Annotated in this window: 15 protein-coding genes and 1 pseudogene; 6 read left to right on the forward strand and 10 right to left on the reverse strand. The window is 37.2% G+C overall.

Translation table 11 applies throughout. The annotated features are described in order from the left end of the window. Positions 1–77 precede the first annotated feature (77 nt). The 3 genes from IGK81_RS07275 to IGK81_RS07285 form a co-directional block, all read right to left on the reverse strand. Positions 78–959: a carbohydrate ABC transporter permease gene (locus IGK81_RS07275; RefSeq protein WP_010719006.1), complete on the reverse strand. Its 882-nt coding sequence runs from the start codon at positions 957–959 to the stop codon at positions 78–80. Next, complete coding sequence (locus IGK81_RS07280; protein ID WP_010719005.1) at positions 956–1,825, reverse strand: carbohydrate ABC transporter permease; 870 nt, start codon at positions 1,823–1,825, stop codon at positions 956–958. Before IGK81_RS07280 ends, IGK81_RS07275 begins: the two co-directional genes overlap by 4 nt. Before the next feature lie 233 nt (positions 1,826–2,058). Then, positions 2,059–3,348, reverse strand: coding sequence for an ABC transporter substrate-binding protein (locus IGK81_RS07285; RefSeq protein WP_034698214.1), 1,290 nt, complete (start codon positions 3,346–3,348; stop codon positions 2,059–2,061). A gap of 218 nt (positions 3,349–3,566) precedes the next feature. Here IGK81_RS07285 and IGK81_RS07290 point away from each other — a divergent pair, with 218 nt between their 5' ends. Beyond that, complete coding sequence (locus tag IGK81_RS07290; protein ID WP_412003855.1) at positions 3,567–5,060, forward strand: response regulator transcription factor; 1,494 nt, start codon at positions 3,567–3,569, stop codon at positions 5,058–5,060. Beyond that, a complete protein-coding gene (locus IGK81_RS07295; RefSeq protein ID WP_034698218.1) occupies positions 5,035–6,747 on the forward strand; it encodes a cache domain-containing sensor histidine kinase in 1,713 nt (570 codons plus the stop codon). Before IGK81_RS07290 ends, IGK81_RS07295 begins: the two co-directional genes overlap by 26 nt. Positions 6,748–7,046: 299 nt before the next feature. Here IGK81_RS07295 and IGK81_RS07300 read toward each other — a convergent pair whose 3' ends face one another. The 3 genes from IGK81_RS07300 to IGK81_RS07310 are packed head-to-tail and all read right to left on the reverse strand — an operon-like array spanning position 7,047 to position 12,100. Continuing rightward, positions 7,047–8,000, reverse strand: a complete 954-nt coding sequence (locus tag IGK81_RS07300) for a beta-galactosidase small subunit (RefSeq protein ID WP_034698221.1) — start codon at positions 7,998–8,000, stop codon at positions 7,047–7,049. Continuing rightward, positions 7,981–9,858 (reverse strand): glycoside hydrolase family 2 protein, encoded by a 1,878-nt coding sequence (locus IGK81_RS07305; RefSeq protein ID WP_034698224.1) that lies wholly within the window; start codon positions 9,856–9,858, stop codon positions 7,981–7,983. The genes IGK81_RS07300 and IGK81_RS07305 overlap by 20 nt, the downstream gene beginning before the upstream one ends. A gap of 4 nt (positions 9,859–9,862) precedes the next feature. Further along, entirely contained in the window at positions 9,863–12,100 is a 2,238-nt protein-coding gene (locus tag IGK81_RS07310; protein ID WP_034698226.1) for an alpha-galactosidase, read from the reverse strand. A 116-nt stretch (positions 12,101–12,216) separates the two neighbouring features. Here IGK81_RS07310 and IGK81_RS07315 point away from each other — a divergent pair, with 116 nt between their 5' ends. Continuing rightward, entirely contained in the window at positions 12,217–13,248 is a 1,032-nt protein-coding gene (locus IGK81_RS07315; RefSeq protein ID WP_010718997.1) for a LacI family DNA-binding transcriptional regulator, read from the forward strand. Positions 13,249–13,300: 52 nt separating this feature from the next. On the opposite strand, the gene IGK81_RS07320 is transcribed toward IGK81_RS07315, so the two are convergent. Then, positions 13,301–14,092, reverse strand: a complete 792-nt coding sequence (locus IGK81_RS07320; protein ID WP_010718996.1) for a MerR family transcriptional regulator — start codon at positions 14,090–14,092, stop codon at positions 13,301–13,303. Positions 14,093–14,191: 99 nt separating this feature from the next. Between IGK81_RS07320 and IGK81_RS07325 the strand changes: the two genes are divergently transcribed. After that, positions 14,192–15,931 (forward strand): ABC transporter ATP-binding protein, encoded by a 1,740-nt coding sequence (locus IGK81_RS07325; protein ID WP_438757801.1) that lies wholly within the window; start codon positions 14,192–14,194, stop codon positions 15,929–15,931. Further along, complete coding sequence (locus tag IGK81_RS07330; protein ID WP_034698232.1) at positions 15,928–17,715, forward strand: ABC transporter ATP-binding protein; 1,788 nt, start codon at positions 15,928–15,930, stop codon at positions 17,713–17,715. Before IGK81_RS07325 ends, IGK81_RS07330 begins: the two co-directional genes overlap by 4 nt. A 480-nt stretch (positions 17,716–18,195) precedes the next feature. Here the strand turns inward: IGK81_RS07330 and IGK81_RS07335 are convergent. Next, positions 18,196–19,731 (reverse strand): annotated as a pseudogene (locus IGK81_RS07335) (WD40/YVTN/BNR-like repeat-containing protein). A gap of 64 nt (positions 19,732–19,795) precedes the next feature. Then, positions 19,796–22,432, reverse strand: a complete 2,637-nt coding sequence (locus IGK81_RS07340; protein ID WP_412003858.1) for a BspA family leucine-rich repeat surface protein — start codon at positions 22,430–22,432, stop codon at positions 19,796–19,798. A 204-nt stretch (positions 22,433–22,636) separates the two neighbouring features. Between IGK81_RS07340 and IGK81_RS07345 the strand changes: the two genes are divergently transcribed. Continuing rightward, a complete protein-coding gene (locus tag IGK81_RS07345; RefSeq protein WP_034698240.1) occupies positions 22,637–24,106 on the forward strand; it encodes a helix-turn-helix domain-containing protein in 1,470 nt (489 codons plus the stop codon). A 65-nt stretch (positions 24,107–24,171) separates the two neighbouring features. Here the strand turns inward: IGK81_RS07345 and IGK81_RS07350 are convergent, their stop codons facing one another. Further along, positions 24,172–24,300, reverse strand: coding sequence for a hypothetical protein (locus tag IGK81_RS07350; RefSeq protein ID WP_010718988.1), 129 nt, complete (start codon positions 24,298–24,300; stop codon positions 24,172–24,174). Positions 24,301–24,314 lie beyond the last annotated feature (14 nt).

A 24,314-nucleotide genomic window follows, 5' to 3' on the forward strand; every position in this document is an offset into this window, starting at 1 on the left:
AAAGCTCTCCCTTAGTGGGACAGCTTTTCCTATACATTTAAAGTTTATACCAAACTAATTTTATCATCGAGTCGCGTTTACTTGACAGAACCGATCATTCCTTGAACAAATTGTTTTTGTAAAACAAAGAACACGATAGCTGTTGGCAATGTTGCAATCACAAGCCCGGCCATAATCATTCCGTAATCTGGTGTATAAGAGGCTCCCATGGCAGATAAAACTAATGGGACCGTACGCTTATCTGGTGATTGTAATGCAACTAAAGGCCAAAGATAGTTATTCCAGCTACTCATAAAAGTTATGATTGCAGCAGCTGCATACGTATTTTTAGCAGTGGGTAGGTAGACACGGAAAAATATACTTAATTCTTTTAATCCATCTAAACGTGCAGCTTCTACTAAATCTTTAGGAAACGCTTTAACGTTTTGTCGAAAGAAGAAGATCAAAAAAGCTGTACTTACTGAAGGCAAAATGACGACTAAGAAGCTATTAATCCCTAAGATCGTTCCGTTTAAGTTAGAAAACATGCGGTACAAAGGAATCATCAACGCAGCAAAAGGAACCATCATCGATAAAAGCAAAATCGTAAATAATCGTTCTTTTTTTCGACTTTTATAGATCTCAAACCCATAACCAGCCATAGATGAAATCAACAAAGCTAAGACCGTTGTTACAATAGCGATCAAAGCTGAATTCCACAATGAGCGTGCAAAGTTTAAGTCATTTGAAAAAAGATTCTGGAAGTTGACAACTAAATGGCTACCGATCTTTAATTTTCCGGCAGTAATATCGATAGGTGTATTTGTCATTCCTAAGATCATCCAAACAAAAGGAAAAATCGAAATAAATGAAATCACGCTCAAAGAGGCATATTTAAAAACAGCTAACCAATCGAATGTTTTAGTCGCTTTTTTTTCATTCTCTTTAAGAAGTACTTTGTTTTCTGCTTGATCTATCACGCTTTTTCACCTCCGACTTTCGTTTGAATGATTGATAACAGTACAATAAAGACTACGATCACAAATGAAACCGCCGCAGCATAACCAAAATTCGGTGTAAATTTATAACTTAAATTGTAAATATACTGAGATAGCGTAGTTGTTGCATTTGCTGGTCCACCACCCGTAATATTTTGTACTTCATCAAAGAGTTGCAACGTACCGATCGTTGATGTGATTGACGTAAACAAAATAATTGGTTTTAAGTTAGGAATCGTGACTTTGATCAATTGTTGCCACTTAGATGCGCCATCGATTTCTGCTGCTTCATAAATTGCCGGATCAATATTTTGCATTCCTGATAAAAAGAAAATCATGTTATAACCTGTCCAACGCCATGTAATCGAAATGATGATTAATACTTTCGCCCAAACTGGATGGGTCAGCCAGCCAATTGGCATATCGATCAAGCCGATCGTCATCAAAAAATTATTCACTAATCCCGATTGAGAAAACAAGCTTTTCATAATAAGCGAATAGCTAACCATGGATGTGATACAAGGTAAAAAAATCGCTGTCCGGAAGAATCCTTTCATTTTAAGCTTTTTATCATTTAATAAATTAGAGACAAATAAAGCTAAAAACAACATAATCGGTACTTGTACTAATAAATATAAAAAGGTGTTAAAAAAAGCCTTTTTGAAGGTCGCATCATTCAACATGCGTTGATAATTCCCCAAACCATTAAAACTCATATTAACTGGGGGACCACTTTGAAATGAAGTGATCAGCGCTAAAATCATTGGGATAAATACCATGATCGAGATCATCAGAACTGGTAAAACAAGAAACGCATTTCCGTTCTTGAAAAAATCTTTTTGTTTCATCTGCTTTGCTCACTTTCGTTACGTTCATCTTCGTTTTATCTGTCATTTAAGGAACGTCTCACAAATCCTCCCTCTTAACTAATTGTCTGAGTAAATGACAGCGTCCTCACGAAAATTCTACGGTATTGATTGAAACTATTTTTAATAGATAGCAAATTTGTGTGACTGATGACCGTTCAAAAATCACCAGCCAACACAAATTTGATCCTCTAAATCAATTCATTTCACTCTGCTTAATTGGCTAACTGTGCTTCTACTTGTTTTTGCGTATCTGCCAAGACTTTATCAGTATCTTCTCCATTGATGATTCGGTGTAATGACTCTGCTACAACTGCTTCGATTGCATAGGTTTCTTGTCCATAATTAACTTGTGGAATTTCCGCTGTCCATTTAGAAAAGTCTTCAAACACCTTTTGACCACTATAGAATTCAGAAGACTCTTGATAAGCTGGTTGATCTTTTGCACTTAACATGGTAGAAACTAACCCGATTTCTTTCGCTAAGGTTCCCATCAAGTCTTCGTTAGTCGCAAAGGTCTTCTTCAAGAAGTCTTTCGCATTTTCTTCGCCTGAAACACCTTTGATCACATACCACCCAGCTCCGCCTAAATTAGAAGCTTGTGCTTTTTGCATATTGGCAGGTAATGAAGGTGTCGGTGCAATTGCCCATTTCCCTGATTGATCTTCAGCACCTTGGATCGTTGAGGAATACCAAGCACCAATTGGACTGGATGCAACAGCCCCTGATTGAATGGCCGTGACACCTGCATTCCAATCTGAAGTTTGTTCCACTAGATCTTCTTTAAGTAGTGTAGCAAATAGATTTAATCCATATTTCAATGATTGGTTATCTTTGATCGTAACCGTCTTTCCATCTTCCGAAGTGTACCATTCACCAGCTTCTTGCATGATCATACGGACACGTCCAAGATCTGATGGATTCACTTCAGTAATTTTTTTACCCGTTTTTGCTTTAACATCTCGAGCAACTTGTAAATAGTCATCCCAACTTAAATTCTGCATATCTGCTTGACTGTAACCGGCTTCTTCTAACAAATCTGTTCGATAAAAATTAGCCGTAACACCTGAATCAAATGGAACGCCATAAATTTGATCATCTATCTTATTAACCGCAAATTTATACGAAGCAAAATCGGATTCATCTACGATATCGGTTAACTCAGAAAATGCGTCCGGATAAGAATTCAAATAACCTTGAATACGATAATCCTCAATCAACACGATATTCGGTAATCCATCCGTATTTCCACTGGCTAATGCTGTGTTTAACTTTTGTACGATATCATCTTGTGACATCGTAACGACATCCACTTCGACATCTTTATTGTCATAGACTTTTTTTGCTTCATTGACTGCTTTGATATTAAACGTTTCATCCCATGCCCAAACACTGATTTTATTTTCATCTTTCGTTGCTGAATTTGAGGAACTCCCACATCCCGCAAACAAAACTGCTGCTGAAGCTAAAAGCGTCGCACTTGCTACTAATTTTTTGAATTTCATATCCAACCCGCCTTTTTCATTTTTATTCTTTACATGTGAATCATACCAAAAAATGTAATCGTTTTCTTAATTTCTAAAAGAGTTCCAAAAAATATCCCAAAATAAGAAAAAATCACAAATTTAGATTTCAAATTTTTTTATTTTGAGTAATTCATCTTGCTTTTCTGCCAATTAAACCGTATTTTAAAAAGAGAAACTGTTTAAAAGGGGGAACAAGCTTGATTAATTTATTATTGATCGACGATGAAAAAACAATCTTACATGGCATAGCCAATTTGGTTGATTGGTCAAACCACGGATTCCAAATTAAAGGCGCTTTTTCAAGCTCATTGGAAGCGCTTGATTTTTTCTCTATTCATTCTAATGATATTGATATTGTCATTACTGATCTTATCATGCCTGAACTGGATGGGATTGAACTTGCTCGCCTCTTAAAAAAAAGCAAGCCTGATATTCAAATATTAGTGTTATCAAGCCATGATGAGTTTCAACTAGTGAAAGACTCTTTTAAAGAAGGCGTATCCGATTATTTACTTAAACCAAAATTGAATCCAGAAAACCTGCTTTCTGCTTTGAACCATTTGGTTAAAAAAGGCCAAAAAAATCTAGACTCTAAATTCTCTCTAGATAGTGCTTTAACACAATATTTCTCTGGACAAAAAACAACGATATCTAACGATCCTTTTCGTTTCCCGTTATTTTACATCGTCTATAGCGAAATGGATGATTTAGCTCCACTAGCTTCTCTAAAAAGTAACGAAGAACGAGCTGAACTCTGGATTGATTGTCAGCCTTTTACCACTCTCGACTATGAATATGGTTGCTTACTAAATGTTTCGTCCATGGATTGTTTCGAACAAATTCAGACTTCTTTGCGTGAATATGCGCAAAAATCTGATGCATTATTGATTATTTCCCCTTGTTTAGAGCTAAGTGAACTGTTCGATTGTTTTCAAAGATTAAAAAAATTAGGCAAAGGACAACGTTTTTATCAGAAAAGTGCTGGTGTTGTATCGGAAGAACAATTAGTCCCTTTGATTCCACACTTTGATCAGAGCACGAAAAGCTACTTAACAAAGATTGTCAACAAAGATTATGTATCCGCTATCAGAGAAATGAAATCAGCGATTGAGACTCTGATCGCTTTAAAAATTGACCCTTTATTTTTAAAACACGAAACAATCAATCGTCTCTACGCACTCATCAATGCTTTAGAAGATGGTCAAGGGACGAAAGAATTGACGACATTAAAAATTACGTTACCAACACTTATAACGAACGTCGCCACCATCGAAGATTTTTCCATTACGTTTACTAAAATCATCACTCAATTGATGCGTTGGAGCACGCCGGAAAAGAATGAAAACTCAGAAATTCTGACAGCGATCTATGATTATGTTCAAGAAAATTATCATCAAGATATTTCCTTGCAAATCATCTCCGAAAAATTTCATTTTTCCTATAGTTATTTATCTACCATGTTTACCGAGAAATATGGGATTAGCTTCACTAAATATCTAAAAAAAGTCCGGATACAACATGCGAAACGGCTTTTGCTTGAGACAACCGAGCCACTTTCACAAATCTCTTACCAAGTAGGATTTGCTGAACTTGGTTACTTCTCAAGAGTATTCAAGGAAGAAACTGGGCTAAATCCTTCTCAATATCGAAAAGGAAGTTTGAAACATGAAGAAAAAATTCAAAGAGTATGAACTAGTTACAAAACTACTGGTTGTCCTAGTCATTGCGCTTCTTACTCAAGCGATTATTCTGTCCTTCTTCATCTATGATCGATCCAAAAACGCTTATATCCATCTATTTGATAAATCGAATGAACTAACGCTTGGCAAAATACAACGTGATTTTGAACGATTGAATGATAATATCGAAAATATCTTAACGATGGTCGCTAACAACCCTGCAGTCGAAAATTATTTCTCTAACAATCAGCACTCTTCGTTAGATAACTACGCAAATGTAAAAACGATCCAACAAATGAACCGAAGCTTTACTTCGATCTCTCCTTCCATCAATTACGATCTGATGATCTATGGTGAAAGTGGACATACCTTCGTTGGAAACGAGATGCTTGCCAGTATGGATGCTGCGGCATTCATGAGATCTGCTGTCGTACAAAAAGCAAAGGCACATAAAGCATCGACTCAAATGTTCTTTGTCGACTTTGGTTTGACTACTCGTGACCAAACAAAAAGCAGCATCCTATTCATTAAGAAATTGACTTCCTCGTTGAATCATATTTATGGGTATGCTGTCATTGCGATAACTGCAGATGAGCTAGCGAATTTATTCAATGAAACGATCCATTCGGAGGTCTCCAAAATCTATCTCATCAATGAAGCAAATCAAATCATTACCTCCAATGAAACTGGCATGATTGGTGCCAAAACCAACTTGTTAAATGATTTAAATACCAATGAAACAAAAACAGTTGATTATAATCGTTTAACACGTGTTCCATTATATCGACAAAACTTAGCTTTGATTAGTAAAGTAAATATTCGTTCACTAGTCAATCAAATGGGACTGATTGTTCCGATCGTCCTTTTTAATTTGATGACTTTAATGGTAGTTGGTGCTATTGTCTTTCGCTATATGAACCGTCAGACAAAGTCGATTTATGCCTTGATTCAGTCCTTAAAACATATCAAAAAAATTCCTAATAATACCCAAGTAGACGTTCAAGGGACCTACGAAACAAAGACTTTAGGCACTACAATCAATCAACTATTAACAACGATCGATGAGAACTATTTTACTTCAATTGAAAACGAAAAGAAAAAACGCCAATTAGAGATTCAAACGATGCAAGCCCAAATCCAGCCTCACTTTATCTACAATACGTTAACTAGTCTAAAATTTTTGATCTGGCAAAAAGAAAATCAAAAAGCAATTCATGGAATCGATCATTTTATTGATTTGTTGAGAAGTACCATTGGGAAAAAAGCAGAAACAATCACTGTCGAAGAAGAATTAAAAAGTGTGCAAAGCTATATCCATATTCTTTCATTGAGATATGGTGATGATATCGCCACTCGGATCATGGTCCCCGATGAACTATATCCTTTTAAAGTGCCCAATATGATGATCCAGCCAATTATTGAAAATGCTTTTTTACATGCTTTTCAAACAAAAAAAAGTGGGTTTATTACTTTATTCGGAAAAATTCATGAAACACAATTGATCTTTGAAATCGTAGATAATGGTGATGGATTTGATACAAATCAAAAGAAAAAAAACAAGGACTATTTTTCTGGAATCGGAGTCAAGAATGTGAACGAACGAATCAAATTGCTTTACGGCAAAGAGTATGGATTGCAGATCCAATCGATTATGGGTGTTGGTACAACGGTAAAAATCACATTGCCATTAATCAATTAATTCAAAAATAAACAATTCAGTTAGTTGATACTTATTAGCAATAGACGCTGCCCTTCTAAGATAGATGATCCTAGAAATGCAACGTCTATTTGTCTATGGTTTTATATTTTTTGTGTCTGCTAATAATATGAAAAGCTATTGTTCTTTACCGATGCTTAGCTATCAATCCTTCCTTTCTCTAGATAGACAGCATTCAAGCATCAGCTCCTTGAAATAAGCCTAAATTTTTTTAACATGAAAAGGTGTTTTAAAAAATTGCCTCTTATTTGCTTGGGAGCTGACCGCTTCTTTCACGAACTTTACTTCACGATAAAACTAAATTCATGGTCTTCTTCCGCTGAAATATGATACGCTTCTTCAACATCTGCTCCCCAGCTGTTGATTCCTCCTACACCACGTACCTTCCCTTGAATCACTAAGACGGTTCTTCTAGCTGGTGGTAACTCTTCAAGATGTGTGGCATTTTCTAATTCTTCGGCTTTATAGGGGAGAGCTGAAAATGCAAAATCGCCGTTCACTTGTTCAAAGCGTAATGAAAATTCCTCCTTTCCTTGATCCGCATTATTCATCGTAGAATCTCTAGTGATTTCTAGCCATTTCGTCTTCATATGGACACCACAATCTTGTGGCACGAGATAGGGAGTCACTGGTAAACCAGTTACTTTATAAGTACCCTCGATTCCTCCTGCCATTCGATCTGGATACGTTTCTCCTGATAGTCCTTCATATTCAAAATATTTCGCTTTGGTTGGCATAATAAAGCGAAAACCTAATAAAGGTAATTCAGGCAGGCCTTGCTGTCCATGATAAAAGACAGAAATTTTCATTTCGCCATCAGATTGTACTTCATAGTTGACTACGACTTCTGTTTTGGGCACCGTATTGATTTCTAACGTGAATTTGATCGCTGCTGATTGCGCATATTCATGATTGGAATAGCGATTATTGATCGGAGCAATTGGCTGTTCGATTGGTTTTTGATCAATGGAAACTTGAACATTTTTTACTTTCGGGTACATCCCAGCCCCTAGCCACATGGACGAACGATAGCCAAACCCATTCCCTCGATCATTATCCGTCAAAGCCCGCCAAAACGTCGGCAGCGTTTCTCGATACAACCATTCTTTCCCATTTTTATTTAAGGATTCCAACCCACCTCTTGTATAGGAAAAGATATAATGAAATCCTTCACCTTTTAAAGCAAATGTACAATCTCCATAAATAATCTTCATTTTAATCGCTGTATTTTCCATAATAATACCTTACCTCCTGTAATGCCGGTTTTTCTTGACCATCAGAAAAGACGATCCCGTTACCTGAAAATTCATAATCACTTGGACGATCATCAAAGTCCCCACCGTATCTCATTACTTTTTGTTTCGTCAATGGATCGATCACTTGAATCGCTTGATCTTTAAAGTCCCAAATATAGCCACCTTGATACATTGGGTATCGATCTAATAATTCCATGTAAGAATTCAATCCTCCCAACGAATTCCCCATGTCATGCATGTATTCACATAAAATGAAAGGCTTTTTCCCATCATTTTCAAGGTAATCACAGATATCTGTTGGCGTAGCATACATGCAACTCTTGACATCAGAAATCGAATCTTCGAATGCAGGATTAGGGAAATTTCCTTCATAGTGAACAAGGCGATCGGGATCTTTTTCTTTAAAGTAATCATTCATCAAACGAATATTCTCTTCTGCGTAAGATTCATTTCCTAAAGACCAGAATAAAATACTCGTATGGTTCTTGAATGTCTCAAAATTTGTCTGTGCTCTGTCAAGAACGATCTCCCGCCATTGAGGAACGTTCCCCGGTACATTGTAAGACGGCTCAAACGCGCCCATCTTTTGCCAAGAACCATGAGATTCCAGATTGGTCTCTGCCATCAAGTTAATCCCCGCCTGATCACAAAGATAATACCAAGGGATTTGATTTGGATAATGTGAGGTTCTAACCCCATTGATATTCGCATGTTTAATGATTTCTAGATCTTTCTTCATATCCATCAAATCGATAGCTCTTCCTTTTTCAGGATGCCATTCATGTCGATTGACACCGTTGATGATCAAACGTCGGTCATTCAAATAAATGATCCGCTCTTTGATCTCGATCTTTCTAAAACCAAATGGATAGTAACTATACTCCGTCACCCCAGTATCATCAAACGTTTCAAATTCGGCGGTGTATAAATTGGGTTGAAAATGATCCCATAAAGTAATTTTATCTACTGGAATATGCAACGAGATTTGTTCTTCGATTCCCACTTCTTCTTGATGGATCTCTTCTCCTTTGCAATCGAGGAGTCGGACACGTAGCTTTCCGTTTGAAGTAAGATTTTCAATAGTCAAGTCGATATCTACCCAACCGCTTTGAAAAGAGGGATCAACTTGAGGTTTGATCCACATATCCTCTATATGATTTTTCCCTCTGGCGATCAATGAAACATCTCTAAAAATCCCAAAGAAACGGAAAAAATCTTGGTCTTCGAGAAAAGCGGCACTACTTCTTTTATGGACTTCTACCGCTAAACGATTCTCTTCTTCCAGATAAGGAGTTAAATCAAATTCAGAAGGCGTGAAAGAATCTTCTGCATAGCCGACAAAGTGCCCATTTAACCAGACATACATTGCCTGTTCGACACCTTCAAATCGAATGGTGATCGCCTTTTCTTTCATTTCTTCATTTAAAGTAAAGTTCGTCACATATGAGCCAACTGGGTTATACTCGGCTTGAGAAAACATCCCCTCGGCTTCTTCCTTACCAGCGGTTGTATAAGCCGGACGTCTAAACTCATGCCCTTCCCATGGATACATCGTATTGATGTAGTGGATCTTGTCGTATCCTGCTAGTTCGATATGCCTAGGAACATCAATCTGATCGAAGCCACTGTTATCAAATTCCTTTTCAAAAAAATTCACTGGACGTTCTAAAGCATTACGGGAATAGCAAAATTGCCACTTCCCATTCAGCGATTGGATTCTGGTGTTTCCTGTTTCCACTTCTTCTTTAGCACCATAAATAACATGATCACTATGGGCTTTCCTTTGATTTACTCGATACACTTGCGGATCATCTAACCATTCAATCAATGCGTTCATTTTTCTATTCTCCTTCGTCTATGCTCATAAAATGAATCAATTCTGTTTGAAAATCGCCATAAAAATCCGGGAAATAAAGACCTATTGTCATTAATTCCGATCCTGAATATACTTTGCCATCTATCTGGTTCTGGTATAGTTTTTCTTCGCTTAGTCCAACAAGGCGTACCTCATGAAATTCGGGCTGTGCATTTGCTAACCGACGATTTATAAACAAGAGGACTTCCTGTTGGTTTTTTGAAACAAATTCCCAGGAAGCAATATTTTGCTCAAAGGGATTTTGTAAACGATAGAAATCACCATATTGGACTGTCTGTCTGATTTTTTTATAAAATTCTACCTGTGCGGCTACTTCCTGCTTTTCCTCACTAGATAATTTTGTTAGATCGAGTTCATATCCAAACACCCCGCCCATGGCCACATCTCCACGTGTTTTTAAACTGGTGACTCGTCCCGTTTGATGATTAGGAACAGCTGATACATGGGCAGTCATAGCTGAAATAGGATAAGCTAAGCTCGTCCCATATTGGATATTGATGCGTTCAACCGCATCTGTATTGTCACTAGTCCAAGACTGTGGCATATAATAAAGCAGCCCTGCATCGAACCGTCCACCACCACCAGAACATCCTTCCCAAAGGATATGAGGATAGTCGTTTGTTAAGTTTTCCATCATCTCATATAATCCTAATAGATAACGATGCAAAACTTCCCCTTGGTTTTGTTTGCCCAATGACACCGAATAGACATCAGATAGCGATCGATTCATATCCCATTTGATATAGTCGATCTCCACACTGTCTAACAAATGCCGTAACTGTGTTTCAATCGTCTGCCGGACTTCTTTTCGGGTAAAATCAAGGACGTGTTGAGATCTAGAAGCTGATGGTTGACGACCTGGTTCTTTCATCATAAATTCGGGATGATCCCGATTTAATTGAGAGTCGCTGGAAACCATTTCAGGCTCAACCCACAAGCCAAACTTTAGTCCTTTTTGGTGAACATAGTCAGCAATCCCTTTTAAGCCATTTTTCAATTTCCCTTGATATTCAAACCAGTCTCCTAGAGAAGATTGGTCCGAATCTCTTTTCCCAAACCAGCCGTCATCTAAAACAAACATCTCTATCGCTAATTCGTTTGCTTCATCAACGATCGCTTCGATCTTTTTGCTCGTAAAGTCAAAATAAGTCGCTTCCCAATTGTTGACTAGGATCGGACGTTCTTGGTATTGGAATCGCCCTCTTGCTACTCGTTCCCGTAATAAATGATGGGTCACTTGACTCATCCCATTCAACCCTTGATCAGAATAAGTTAAAAGTATTTCCGGTGTTTGGAAGCTTTCATATGGTTGTAACTCCCAAGAAAAATTATAGGGATTGATCCCACCGATCACTCTAAATTGTTGAATGGCATCTTTTTCAATCTCAAAGGAATGATTTCCCGAATAAACAAGATGGATCCCAACTGCTTCCCCTGTAAATTCAGTTGTTGCATGATTTGTCAAGGCAATGAATGAATTCATCTGATGACTGCTTGAACCACGACGGCTTTCAAATGATTTGATGCCATCTGTTATGCTTTGTCTAGACATCTGCCGTTCTTTGACATGCGCTCCTGGTAAGGCAATCACTTCATCAAACCGGCCTGAATTCGTAAAATCAAGTTGAAAAGAGGCTGCTTTTTCAATCATCACTGGATCATTGGTTTCATTTCTTACCTTCAGCGAACGTGTAATCACTGCTCTTTCTCGATAAATCGTATAGGAAAGATCCACGTAAATCTTTTCTTCACGATCTTTCAACGTCACGATCAACGTTTCTGCCTCTGTATCATTCTTGATATACGCTTGCGGTAATCCAGATAAATTTGGCTTTCCTTCTTGGATCTGAAAACTTTCATAACGTAGATCAAGCAGATTTGATCCATTTTCTCGACGAATCATCAAGGCAGGTAATCGATAATCCATCCCTCCGTGCCCTGAATACTCTTGTGGTAATGTATCTTTTGAATACGTTCGATCTTCATTTAAGGGGACGTTCCCAGAAAAGCCGCGATCTCTGCGAGGATATTTTTTATGATTATGATAATGGGTCGTTCTTTTACCAAAATAAACATGAGCCAGAACTTCACTTTCTTCAATTTGAAGAATATAGGAAATTTCTGAATTGGATAGATGAAATACTTTTTCCTGTTCGTCAAATGTGATTAAAGCTGCTCTTTGATTCTTCATCACTTGTTCCATTGTTTCACCTCTCAAATAAATAGTAACCGTTTACTTTTGTTACATTTCCTGTATACTGTTTACTAAACAAATATGTCAATAAAAATTTTTATTTTTTTTGTAAGGGGTGCCATTTTATGGTTGGAATTAGAGATGTCGCAAGAAAAGCCAATGTTTCACCTGCTACGGTCTCAAGAGTTTTGAATGAAGACAAAACGATCAGTGTCTCTGCTGCTACTCGTCAACGGATTTTTACTGCAGCTGCCACATTAAATTATGATATCAACAAGCGAAAATATATTAAAAAACGCCGTCCTTCCATCGGTGTCATTTCAGCAATCAGTAAAGCCAGCGAAGAAAAAGATATTTATTATCGAGAATTACGAGCAGGTCTAGAAGAAGAAGCCAGCCGACTCCATATCGGCATGAATCGAATTTATAATATGTCGGATAACCCGACCGAGTGGAAAGATTTGGATCAATTAGGTGCTATAATCGTAGTCGGTACGATCGATAAAGGTGCAATCGCCGATTTATTGAAACAGAACCGACAATTAGTTGTAGTAGATAATCCAGATATCCAACAAGAAGTGGATATGGTCTATGGGGATCTCGAACGAATGACTAAATCTGTTTTAGAACTTTTTTTAGACAATGGGCACACCAACATCGCTTATATTGGTGGTTATCAAATCGATATTAACGAAGCTGGTCGGAAATCAACAACTGAGAATGAAAAAAGGCTCAGAGCCTACCGCCATTTCATGCAAGACCATCATTTGACCAAACAGATCAATTATTATTTAGGAGAATGGACAGAGGAATCCGGAGAGCAGTTAGCGACCAAACTTCTCGAAAAACAAAAACATGATTTACCGACGGCCATTTTGATCGGCAGCGATCCTTTAGCATTAGGTGTTTATCGAGCATTACAAAAAGACAATCGAAAAATTGGAGAAGAGATCGTTCTAGTTAGCTTCGATAACATCGAGGCGATTGCTGATTTATCTCCTAGTTTAACAAGTGTAGCGATCAATGCAAAAGCCATTGGTCAGTCTGCTGTTCGATTAGCGGTGGAGCGAATCGATGGTTTGAGAGAGGAACCGATCATTGTCACTTATCCTACACGACTAATCATTAGAGAAAGTTTTAACCCTGATAAATCCTAACCAAATAGACGAAGAAGAGCGAGATAACTATCCTTTCCCGCTCCTTCTTCGTCTACTTTTGCTTATCCTCATTTGTTAAATCAGCTTCTACTTTTTGGCTTTCGATCCATCCTAAATAATATTCATGATAGACTCCTTCTTCCGTTTGCTTCGTTAGCAGATACTGTCCAATCACATTTCCTGTTTGATACCCTCGTTGAGCTAATGTTAATCTTACTTCTTCGATATTGTTCTTTTCGGTATGATTGACTTCCACTTGTAATAAAAATCGATGATAAGTTTTACCAGGCTGATTGTACCAAACAATTTTAGACAGTGGAATTGTGGCTGATGTTTGGTCTGTACAGAAGCCATAAATCATTTCATCGCTCAGCGAAAAATCAAAATACCCACCGAAGCTGGCATAGTTTTCAAGATAGGCTTTCGAATCTAAAATGTCGTCGGAATCCACTATGACGATTGCCGCAAAAGGAATTGTTTCTTTGGTAATGCCTCGATTGTCAATCATAAGTTTTAATTGTTCTTTTCGAGCCAAGATTTCTTCATGTTTTTTTTGCAGACTTATTTTTTCTTGCTTAATCCGCTGCTCTGTTTCTGCAATCGTTGCATAATGTTCTTCGATCGTTTTTCCATATAAATTTTTCATCTGTTTGATTGGAACATCTAATTTTCGATAGAAATTGATGTCATAGATCTGAAAAATATCATCAATATTAAACATCCGATACCCGTTTTCTTCATGGCGTAGAGAATGGATTAACCCTTGCTCATCCCAAAAACGAATCGTTGACTTTGGTACATTTAGTAGTTCCGAGACTTCTCCGATCGTGTAAAGTTTTGGCATTTCCGCTCACCTCTTGTTAATTTTACCGCTTCTTCTATTGACCTTCAAGTAACTTTAAGGTGTAAAATTCATTATTGTCTAGTAAAAGGAGGAAACAAAATGACATTACTTAAACAATTCCTATGGAAGAATAAAAAAATCGTAGGCATGACTTTTTTATTCGTCTGTTTACAAATCATTGGTACACTTGGTGTGCCTAAATTAGTGGCAACATTAATTGATGAAGGGATAGTTACTGGTCAAAACAGTAAAATTTATACCATTGGTCTACAAATGGTATTCGTAGCCTTACTAGGTACTTTTTCAGCGATTGCTTCTAGCTATTTTTCTGCACTAGTGTCTGCAAAATTTGGCTACCAAACAAGGGAAACCTATTTTGATAAGTTCCAACAATTATCGATGAAAGATGCAGATGAATTTGGAAGTGCCTCACTCCTGACTCGAATGACTAATGATGTAGATAATATCCAACAAATGATTGTACTCTTTTGTCAAATGATCTTACCTGCACCAATCATTGCGGTGTTTACAATTGTCATGATGCTTCAATATTCCATGACATTGACATTGATTACATTGATTTCTGTGTTTATTTATGCTGTCGTTATTTACATCTTAATGAAAAAAGGAACCCCTCTATCTCTCAGTATCCAACCAAAAATGGATCGTATCACAGTGACTTTAAGGGAATTTTTTACAGGTGTGAATATGATTCGAGCCTTTAACAATCAAGACTATGAGGAGAAGCGCACCAATCAAACATTTGAGAAGTATGCCACACAGATGATCCGAGTCAATCGCGTATTTGCTTGGGTCACTCCGATTGCTTTTTTATTAATGGGGATCGTATACAGCGCCATTCTTTGGTTTGGTGGTTCGTTGGTCAGTGAAGGTACACTACAGATCGGGACTGTTACTGCCATCGTCGAATATTCGATGCTCACGTTGGCTTATCTAATGACTGCAGCTATGGTGTTAGTCGTCGTTCCAAAATCGATGTCCTCTCTTCGGCTGATCGAAGAAGTGTTGAATCAACCTATTGAGATCATTGATCCGGAAAATCCATCAACAGCTTCGCTGAATATGGATGATGAGCATGTGTTATCTTTTGAACACGTTTCTTTCAGTTATACCAAAGATTCAGAACCTGTATTGGAAGATATCCATTTTAAGGTACCTAAAGGCAAAACAACTGCCATCGTTGGCGGAACTGGTTCTGGTAAAAGTACAATAGCCAAATTGCTCCTTCGTTTGAATGATGTGACCAGTGGACAGATTACATTAGGGGGGCAACCACTTCAACAATTAACACAAGAAATGATTCGCTCAAAAATCAGCTATGTTCCGCAAAAAGCGTTTCTGTTTAGTGGAACAATTTTATCAAACCTGCAAATGGGCAATGAGCATGCAACAGAAGAAGAATTGACCTCAGCTATACGTATTTCACAATTAGAGGAAGTTTTGGATAAATTGCCCAAAAAATTAGCTAGTTTTGTTGCACAAGGCGGAGATAATTATTCTGGCGGACAAAAACAACGGATGTGTATTGCACGAGCGCTCATCAAACCAGCAGATATCTATGTTTTCGACGATAGCTTTTCTGCTTTGGACTACAAGACGGATGCAAAACTAAGAACAGCCCTCCATGAAGAAATGGCTGATAAGACATTGATCATTGTGGCTCAAAGATTGAGTACAATCATGAACGCTGATCACATCATCGTTTTAGACAATGGCCGAGTCGTGGGACAAGGAACTCACGAAACACTCCTTGCTACTTGTCTTTCTTATCAGGAATTTGCTAAATCACAAGGGATTTTGAAAGAAGGGAATATATGAAAACAACTGATGTAAAAATGAATAAACATAGTTTGATCCGCTTTTGGAAAATGATCCAATCTGATCACAAAACATTTTATGGCTTACTATTATGTAGTTTAATCGGTAACCTGATGGTCGTTGCAATGCCGATGATCATGGGCGTTGGTATCGATCAGCTTTTAAGTCGAATCCGCACGATCGGGATTGCTGAAATGACATTTCATGATGTCAAGGATGCCCTTTTGTTCCCTGTTGTTTTATTACTCGTTTTTTCTTTTTTAAGTAGTATTACTTCTTTCATTCAAGAATACGCAATGGCTTCATTGAGTGAAAAAATCACACTTAATGTTAGAAAAGAAATGACCAAGAAATTCAAAACATTACCAATGGCCTTCTTTGATCAGCATCAGGTAGGAGATATCATCAGCCGAACAACGACTGGTTTGAATCAACTAGCACAAGTCTTGCTAACAGGGATCAATCAATTTTTCACTTCCATTGTAACGATTTTATTTTCCATTTTGATGCTGTTTTATATTGACAGCAAATTGACGTTACTGATTCTTTTATTGATCGTTGGTAGTTCATGGGTCACTCAACTCTTTGCGAATAAAAACAAAAAGATTTCTGATGACAATCAAACAGAACTAGGTTCATTAAATAATAAAGTGGAAGAATATCTTGCAGGTAACTTGGTCATCAAAACATTCAATCAACAAGATCAAGCGATCGAGTCGATCCGTCAAGTAAATCATTCACAGTACCAAGCATTTAAAAAAGCGCAATTCATGAACTTTGCCATCTATCCAGCGATTCGCTTGATCAATCAATCAGCGTTCATTTTAAGTGCTGTCTTAGGTGGGATCTTAGTAATATCTGGCGGACTCACACTAGGATTGTTACAAGCTTATCTGCAGTACATCAATCAAATCTCTGAACCGATCTCGACCGCTTCTTATGTCATCAATTCGTTACAATCTGCTATGGCGGCGATTGATCGTATCTTTGAGATTATGGATGAACCAAATGAGCGTTCTGATCACGAAAATACAGCATCACTTGACCAGCCTGCTGGTTCAATCAGGTTCAAAGATGTTCGATTTGGTTATAGTCCAGATAAGATCTTGATGGAAAATGTCAACTTTTCGGCTAAACCAAAACAAACAATTGCAATCGTGGGACCAACTGGGGCAGGAAAAACGACATTAGTCAATTTACTCATGCGATTTTACGAGCTAAACCATGGAAGAATCGAATTCGACGGAATCGATATCACGAAATTCTCTCGTAGTGAGTTACGTAAACACTTTGGGATGGTTTTGCAAAATACGTGGCTCTTTGAAGGCACAGTGGCAGATAATATTGCTTATGGGAAACAGCAAGCTTCCAGAGACGAAATCATTGCGGCTGCCAAAATTGCCCAATGTGATCATTTCATCCGTACGTTACCTGAAGGATATGATACGATTATTTCAAGTGAAAATGGTTCGTTGTCACAAGGACAACAACAGCTATTGACCATTGCTCGGGTATTGCTGGCGAATCCTTCCGTAGTTATTTTAGATGAAGCAACCTCCAGCGTGGATACCCGCACCGAAGCAATGATCCAAAAAGCAATGAATGCTGTCACAGAAAACCGAACCAGCTTTATTATCGCCCATCGGTTATCTACGATTGAAAATGCCGACTTGATTTTAGTGATGGAAAATGGAAATATTATTGAACAAGGAACTCATCAGTCACTATTAAGCAAACCAACACTTTATGCTAGTTTATATAATAGCCAATTTCAAATCACATAAAAGAGGTTGTGAAAAGTGCGTCTTGACCCGAGTAATAAGGAAGAAAATCTCGAAACAGCTCCTCATGTTTTGAGATTTTTAGACTTATTACCGAGGGTCAGCACTTTGAACACCGTTTAGCAAGAGGCTGTGAAAGAAGCGTTTAGCTCCGAGCGAATAAGAGAGGATTTTTTAAAATAGCTCCTCATATTTTAGAAAATCATCGCTTATTGTTGAGGAGTTGCTTCTTGAACGCCGTTTATATCAAGAAGTTGTGAAAAGTGCGCCTTGACCTAAGTAATTTTGAACACTTTTTACCTATTTTAAACCCCATAAAAAAGAGCCTTGGAAAAAAGTCCAGGCTCTTTTTTAAGGGTCTATTCTTTCAATCTCTCTTATTCACAAATTCAATCGTTACATAGAGAACTTTCACTTACATAAATTGTCATTGTCTCTCCTTACGCCGTTTCCTTTTTGGTGTTGAAATTCATCTAAACTTTTTTAGCGATTCTCTACTTGCGATAATTGTTGTTCGAATTGCCATGTTTCTCCACCATCAGTCGAATAAAAAAGACAAGCAAACATTTTCCCTGTATCGATCGATCCATTTTTTAGGATGTAAAACTTGGTTTCCAATTTATTGGCACTTACTTGTACCACTTCATTTGGTGACTAGAACAAATCGATCCCTCCCAATTGATACTCACCCGGGATAGCTACCAAGGATTCTTTGAATGTTAGTCCCCCATCATTCGTATAATAGATGTTTTCTCTTGTAGAAAGGAAACCCAATGTCTTCGTCACAAAACTAACATTTTGAATCGGTTGATTTACGATGGTACTGCCGCTTTTTTGCCAGCTTTGCCCTTTATCGTTGGTCGTATAAATTTTTAGACTTTCCGCAGACATTCCTGTAGAGGATGAAAATACCATGACGCCTTGATCGTTTGTGAAAAAGTTTGCTTTACGGTAACGAACCTGTCCGCCTTGATCTGTAATCTGACTTTTTTGCCACGTCTTCCCATTATCAGCTGATGATAATAGGTAAACGTTTTTTTGATCAGGTGAATAGATAAACCAAGAAAAAGTAGGAGAAACATCAAATGTTTTGTCCATCCATTCCCCTTTTGCAACAGTACCCGAAGTCAAAGTATAGTCACCAAAACGCAACCAGTCCACAGCAATTGGAACGAAATGCCAGTCTTTTCCTTGATTCGTCGTCAAATACAAGGCTTGTGTTTCTGGGTCTATTTTTACGTCATTCGTTTGCTCAGTGGTCAAATTGACGGATGTTTGAACAGGTTTCAATAATCCGTCCTGATTAGTCGAAGTTGGAATTTTTCTTACTTTTTCTTCGCTTTGCATCATAGAGTGTACATTCGTTGCTACTGGTCCTGCATTAATGAATTGATAAACACCCCCGCCAATCAACAAGAGTGTTCCAACTCCAATTGCTAAATGAGAGTAAAAAGGCTCAATTCTTTTTTTGTTTTTTCGGTCTATCGGTTCATTTACTTGCATAAAAACATAGTATCGATTACTACCATACCAAGTAAGTTGTTCTCCTAGAAAAAGTGAGACACCCTCCATCGTTTGCTGCAGAAAATAACGCCTCTTTTTCGCAAGTGTAAACTCCTTTTTGTTATGATCACTCAAGTAGAGATAATTTTCGTCCTGAGAGCCAACTGAAATATGTAACATATTCGCCACTTGTTTTTCCAGCCATTGATCATAATGCCGAGAGATGTTCCTCTTTTTGAACCATAGCACAGCAACGAGTAAAAACAAGAATAGTCCTATCGCAAAGTCAACATAACTTGAAAAATGGTACAAACTAGTGATTCGCTCCATTTTAAATGAATGTGGATGATTCTGCTTTAAATGATGGTAGATGTTTCCCCATCCGACCAAGAACAACAAGTTAGCGATAAAATACATCCCAATTTTCCATGTCATTTTTTTCGTTCGTTGATTGATGATAGACAACATCTTTGCTTTTGCTGACATCAATTCAATAATCAATAATTCTTTATCCATCTTGCCAATCTCCTTTTTTTACATTATGACGTAAAACGAGGAGATTGACTAGTTGATTTACGCTTTATTTAACGTTTATCTTTTTTTTGTAAACAAAGTATAATCCAAGTAAGAAGCAAGCCATGCCAATCATAGAAAGACTTGATTTTTGATAACCTGTAGTAGGTAGTTTTTTGTCTTCTTGTTCTTCTTGTTCGTCTTTTTCATCTTTTTTATTTTTTTCATTTTTTTCATTTTTTTCGTCTTTTTTATCTCTCTGATCGTTGTTATTCGTTGTCTCATTTGGCGTTGCTGGTACTGGCTTTTTATCCCCCGATTGGTTCGTATCCGCATCTGGTTTTTCTTTAGTTGGTTCAGCTAGCACATGGATTTCAACAGTTTTCTTTTGATGACCGTTTTGATAGGTCACTGGATAAACGCCAACTTTTGTCGTATCCACCTTACCAGAAACCATTTTCTGGTCAAATGTTAGGGGATTTCCTTCTTTATCATTGGCTGAAATAAAATTGTCTTGTGGATTCCAATTGTCTCCTACATAGAGTGTGGAACCTTTAACTACGAGTGTTTCTTTGTTCTCTTTGACCGTTACTTTGATCGTCTTACTTGCTATTCCGTTGGTATACGTCACAAAATAATCGCCCGTTTTTTGGCTATCCACCGAACCTTCTACCATTTTTGGAGTGAACGGTAGAGGCATCCCATCTTCATCAGTAGCTGAAACAAAATTAGCTTGTGGATCCCATTGATCACCCACATAAATAACTGAGTCTTTGGCCTGAATGCTCTCCTGGTTTTCTTTTACTGTTACATGAATGACTTGAGCAGCGCTACCATTAGTATAAGTAATCGGTGTCACTCCTACTACTGAGGTATCCACTGTTCCACTGACCATACTCATATCAAATGGAAGGGGATTTCCTTCCTTATCTGTTGCTGAAATAAAATTATCCTGTGGATCCCAGGTTTCACCAAGGTAAAGCGTCGAATCTTTGGCTAAAATTGATTCATAGTTTGGCTCTTTCTGCCAAACATACGTATCTGCCATCGCTCCTGTATAGTTCGTCATCAATTCTTCTGAAGTTAGCACGTATTCCCCTGCAGGGTTCGTAACCGTTCCAGAACCAACGTTTTGCCAATAACCAGTGTTTCCATCTTCTACTGGAATAGCAGGAAGATTGGCTGAATCTACAAAACGATAGCCTTTACCAAGAGTCAATTCATTGAGGCTCGTTGTTCCAGCCAGCATTTCTGCCATTTCTACGGGATCCTCAAACTGAAAATAAGAAAGATCTAATTTTTTTACTTTCGAACAATTTAAGAACATATATGTCAGATAATTCACAGACTCTGTATTGAAATTAGACACATCGATCGTCTCTAGTAACTCACAATTAGCAAACATGTATCTCATTGCTTGGACTAGACTGGTGTCAAAATTAGAAACGTCCAAAGAGGTTAAACTATTACAGCCATTGAACATATAATTCATGGATGTTACTTGACTTGTATCAAAACCTTCCACTGCGATCGTTTTCAATTTGCGACATTGATCAAACATGTAATGCAAATGAACAACCTTTGATGTATCAAAATTAGAAACGTCCACACTCTCTAATTCATAATTCAAACGAAACATCACTGAAAGATCAATCGCACTTGATGTATCGAAATTTGAGACATCCACATAGCGCAACTTCTTACATTCAGCGAATAAACGTGACATATAAACCACATTTGATGTATCAAAGTGAGCGATATCTAAGGTAATTAATTCATTACAAGCAAAAAACATTCTGTTCATGTTGACAACATTACTCGTATCAAAACTAGAAAGATCGATTGATTGTACTTTGGTACATCGACTGAACATGCCACTCATATCAACTACATTACTTGTATCGAAACTTGAAAGATCAAGATGAATGAGATTCTCTGTTTGGTCAAATGCTTCAAAAAACATATTAGACATATTCGTGACATTTGACGTATCCCATCCTGACAAATCAACGCCATTTAGTACACGACAGTCAGAAAAAAAGGAAGTCATATCCGTTACTTGACTTACGTCTAAATAAGCTAAATTCTCAATGGACAAAAGATTAGTATATCCATAAAATAAGCGATGAGTTTCTTTAGGAGCAATCGTTGGTCCAGTGAATACCATTTTTTTTATTTTAAATCGATAGCTGTTGAACCAAGGAGGAAAAAACGTAACCGGTGTTTCTCCCAATGTGCCTCCTCCAATATATAATGTACCTTCTGCATCGATTCGCCAAGAACAAGTTCCGAAAACACCACTGGCAATATCGGTGGATTCTTCTGTAGGTGTGGCAGTGTTGAGAAGCGTCTCCTCTTGTTCTGTGTTTTCCGTCAATTGATCCTGATCTAAGTCAACAGCTGATTGACTTTCAGTTGGTTGATCAAGGCTCTCTGATTCCTCTACCAGTTCTTCTTGCGGAACTTCTGTCATTGACTCTTCTAACTCTGGCTGATTTTCATCAGGTTCCTGGATCATTGTTTCTAATGGATTTTCGACCAGATCGTTTTTACCTCCTGGTTCGTTTAAACTAGTTGCTGTTTGTACTTGCTCTTCGTCTGGTTTACTCCATTCTTCGGCATAAGAATAAGAAAACGGATGAAGCAGAGATTGTGTCGCCAACCAAATCGCTAACGAACATTTGACTAACTTTTTCTTGTTCATTGATTTTCCCCCTAAATTCACCATGTTTTTAAAATAAAAGCTATTTATATAATCAACGATTACTTGAAGGAAAAGTTTTCTATTTTTTTCTTTCAAAAAAAATATTAGTAAAAAAATTGAGCTCATCGTTTATTCAAGTTAAAATAAAAAAGATTTCACTAAATAAATTACGCGGCTTTTAATTAAAGTCGGGAAGGAATAAGAATGAATAACCTATTTTTCAGATTATTAAATAACAAGCAATTACAGCGGCAGATAAGAATTCTTTACTATTTACATAAATGTGATTCGATTTCTTCAACTGAAAAACTAGTGAAAGAACTTGAAACAACAGCACCGACACTTCGCGCGGATATTGATTCTTTACAACAATTACTTCCCAAGGGAATGACCATCAAATATTATAAAAAGATCGGTTACCGATTGATGGTGTCTACATTCAAAACGATTGATTCCATTGTCATGGAGATCGCTAAAGATACAATTGTTTATAAATTGATTGACGAAATCTACCGAGGTCGTATTCATTCATTCCAAACTGCCACCGAACAGTTTCATCTCTCGCATTCAGTTTTGAGAAAGACCATTCGCCATATTAACAAAGAATTAAAATTTTATCGCCTTACTTTATCGACTAAACAATTAGATTTATTAGGAAATGAAGCAGATATCCGTTACTTTTTATTTGAGTTTTACCATGGTTTTAGACAAACATTTACGACCAATCATTCTTATCAAACAATCAACAATACATACGAAGAACTCCAAGAAGCGACAACGCAAATCGCAACAAATTATTTTCGCATCAACTTATGGATGAATATTTTAAAACAGCGCTTATTAAATAAACAAATGATTCATCTCGAACCGTCCTTATGTAAAGAAATTAAGGCAAGAACAAGTTTCATTCAGTTTAAATCGGTTTTTAAAAAGTATTTTAAAAGTAGATTTGGTATTACCCAAGTAGCCGAGGAGGAAATTGTTTGGTCTTACCTCATACGCTTACATTGTGTTTCTTACTACCCAGCTAACAAAACTTTGAATCTGTGCTATCCAGAAGATATTCCAACCTTAGAACAGTATGAACCATTTTTACGACCATTACAGAATTCTACAACTATCACAAATGTCGACCTGCTAAAGTTAAAAGGATATCTCAGCAACCTGCGTCTGCTGACAAAAATCTCTTCTCATTTTGAGCGAATCACTTTAGAACTTCATACCAGCGTACCTATGAAAGTCAAAAAACTTTTTAAAGAATGGCAGAACTATTTAAAAAAGTATACACATGTATTACCTTTTTCTGTTACCCACTATCAAGATATCGCCTTAACGTTAAGTATTATTCATTATGCCAATTTAACCTCTTCCTCTACCCAAAAAAAACAGACGATTTTATTTTCATTCCAAGGAGAACCCGGATTAGAAGACTATTTGACTCGATTCGTATGCCAATTGCTTCCACAAAATGTGGTTCCTCTTTTTGTCTCTAATAAATTTATTTCACATAAGATGGTTTTAGAAACTGAGGTTGCATTGGTTGTTTGCAATTATGATTTTCTAGATACAACCTGCCCTTGTCCAGTACTCTTACTTTCTTATTTTCCTACAAAAAAGGAATGGCTCGATCTACAACACTACATTTTTAAATTAGCTTATCCAATCAATGATTGATCATTAGCCGAACAAGTGAAAAAAAGAATCAACACGATTATTAGTTTCGTGTTGATTCTTTTTAATTATTTATTATAGATTTTTGGTCCTTTTCGCATATTCCGTCGATCATTTTTAGGCTCAGCCATTTTTTTTGAACGTCCGCCGCCTTGTTTCTTTTTGATCAATTCAAGCATTTTTTCCTTTGTATCCATCTTATACCCCTTTC

Origin of the sequence: Enterococcus sp. DIV0703, assembly GCF_051711065.1 — a bacterium.
GTDB lineage: Bacteria > Bacillota > Bacilli > Lactobacillales > Enterococcaceae > Enterococcus_B > Enterococcus_B hirae.

What these genes read in the sequence shown, in the direction of transcription:
- IGK81_RS07320 (WP_010718996.1), bottom strand. Translation starts at nt 14,092, where the DNA reads ATGCCAAAACTTTACACGATCGGAGAAGTCTCGGAACTACTAAATGTA.
- IGK81_RS07325 (WP_438757801.1), top strand. Translation starts at nt 14,192, where the DNA reads ATGACATTACTTAAACAATTCCTATGGAAGAATAAAAAAATCGTAGGC.
- IGK81_RS07345 (WP_034698240.1), top strand. Translation starts at nt 22,637, where the DNA reads ATGAATAACCTATTTTTCAGATTATTAAATAACAAGCAATTACAGCGG.
- IGK81_RS07295 (WP_034698218.1), top strand. Translation starts at nt 5,035, where the DNA reads ATGAAGAAAAAATTCAAAGAGTATGAACTAGTTACAAAACTACTGGTT.
- IGK81_RS07310 (WP_034698226.1), bottom strand. Translation starts at nt 12,100, where the DNA reads ATGGAACAAGTGATGAAGAATCAAAGAGCAGCTTTAATCACATTTGAC.
- IGK81_RS07285 (WP_034698214.1), bottom strand. Translation starts at nt 3,348, where the DNA reads ATGAAATTCAAAAAATTAGTAGCAAGTGCGACGCTTTTAGCTTCAGCA.
- IGK81_RS07315 (WP_010718997.1), top strand. Translation starts at nt 12,217, where the DNA reads ATGGTTGGAATTAGAGATGTCGCAAGAAAAGCCAATGTTTCACCTGCT.
- IGK81_RS07300 (WP_034698221.1), bottom strand. Translation starts at nt 8,000, where the DNA reads ATGGAAAATACAGCGATTAAAATGAAGATTATTTATGGAGATTGTACA.
- IGK81_RS07340 (WP_412003858.1), bottom strand. Translation starts at nt 22,432, where the DNA reads ATGAACAAGAAAAAGTTAGTCAAATGTTCGTTAGCGATTTGGTTGGCG.
- IGK81_RS07330 (WP_034698232.1), top strand. Translation starts at nt 15,928, where the DNA reads ATGAAAACAACTGATGTAAAAATGAATAAACATAGTTTGATCCGCTTT.
- IGK81_RS07305 (WP_034698224.1), bottom strand. Translation starts at nt 9,858, where the DNA reads ATGAACGCATTGATTGAATGGTTAGATGATCCGCAAGTGTATCGAGTA.
- IGK81_RS07280 (WP_010719005.1), bottom strand. Translation starts at nt 1,825, where the DNA reads ATGAAACAAAAAGATTTTTTCAAGAACGGAAATGCGTTTCTTGTTTTA.
- IGK81_RS07350 (WP_010718988.1), bottom strand. Translation starts at nt 24,300, where the DNA reads ATGGATACAAAGGAAAAAATGCTTGAATTGATCAAAAAGAAACAAGGC.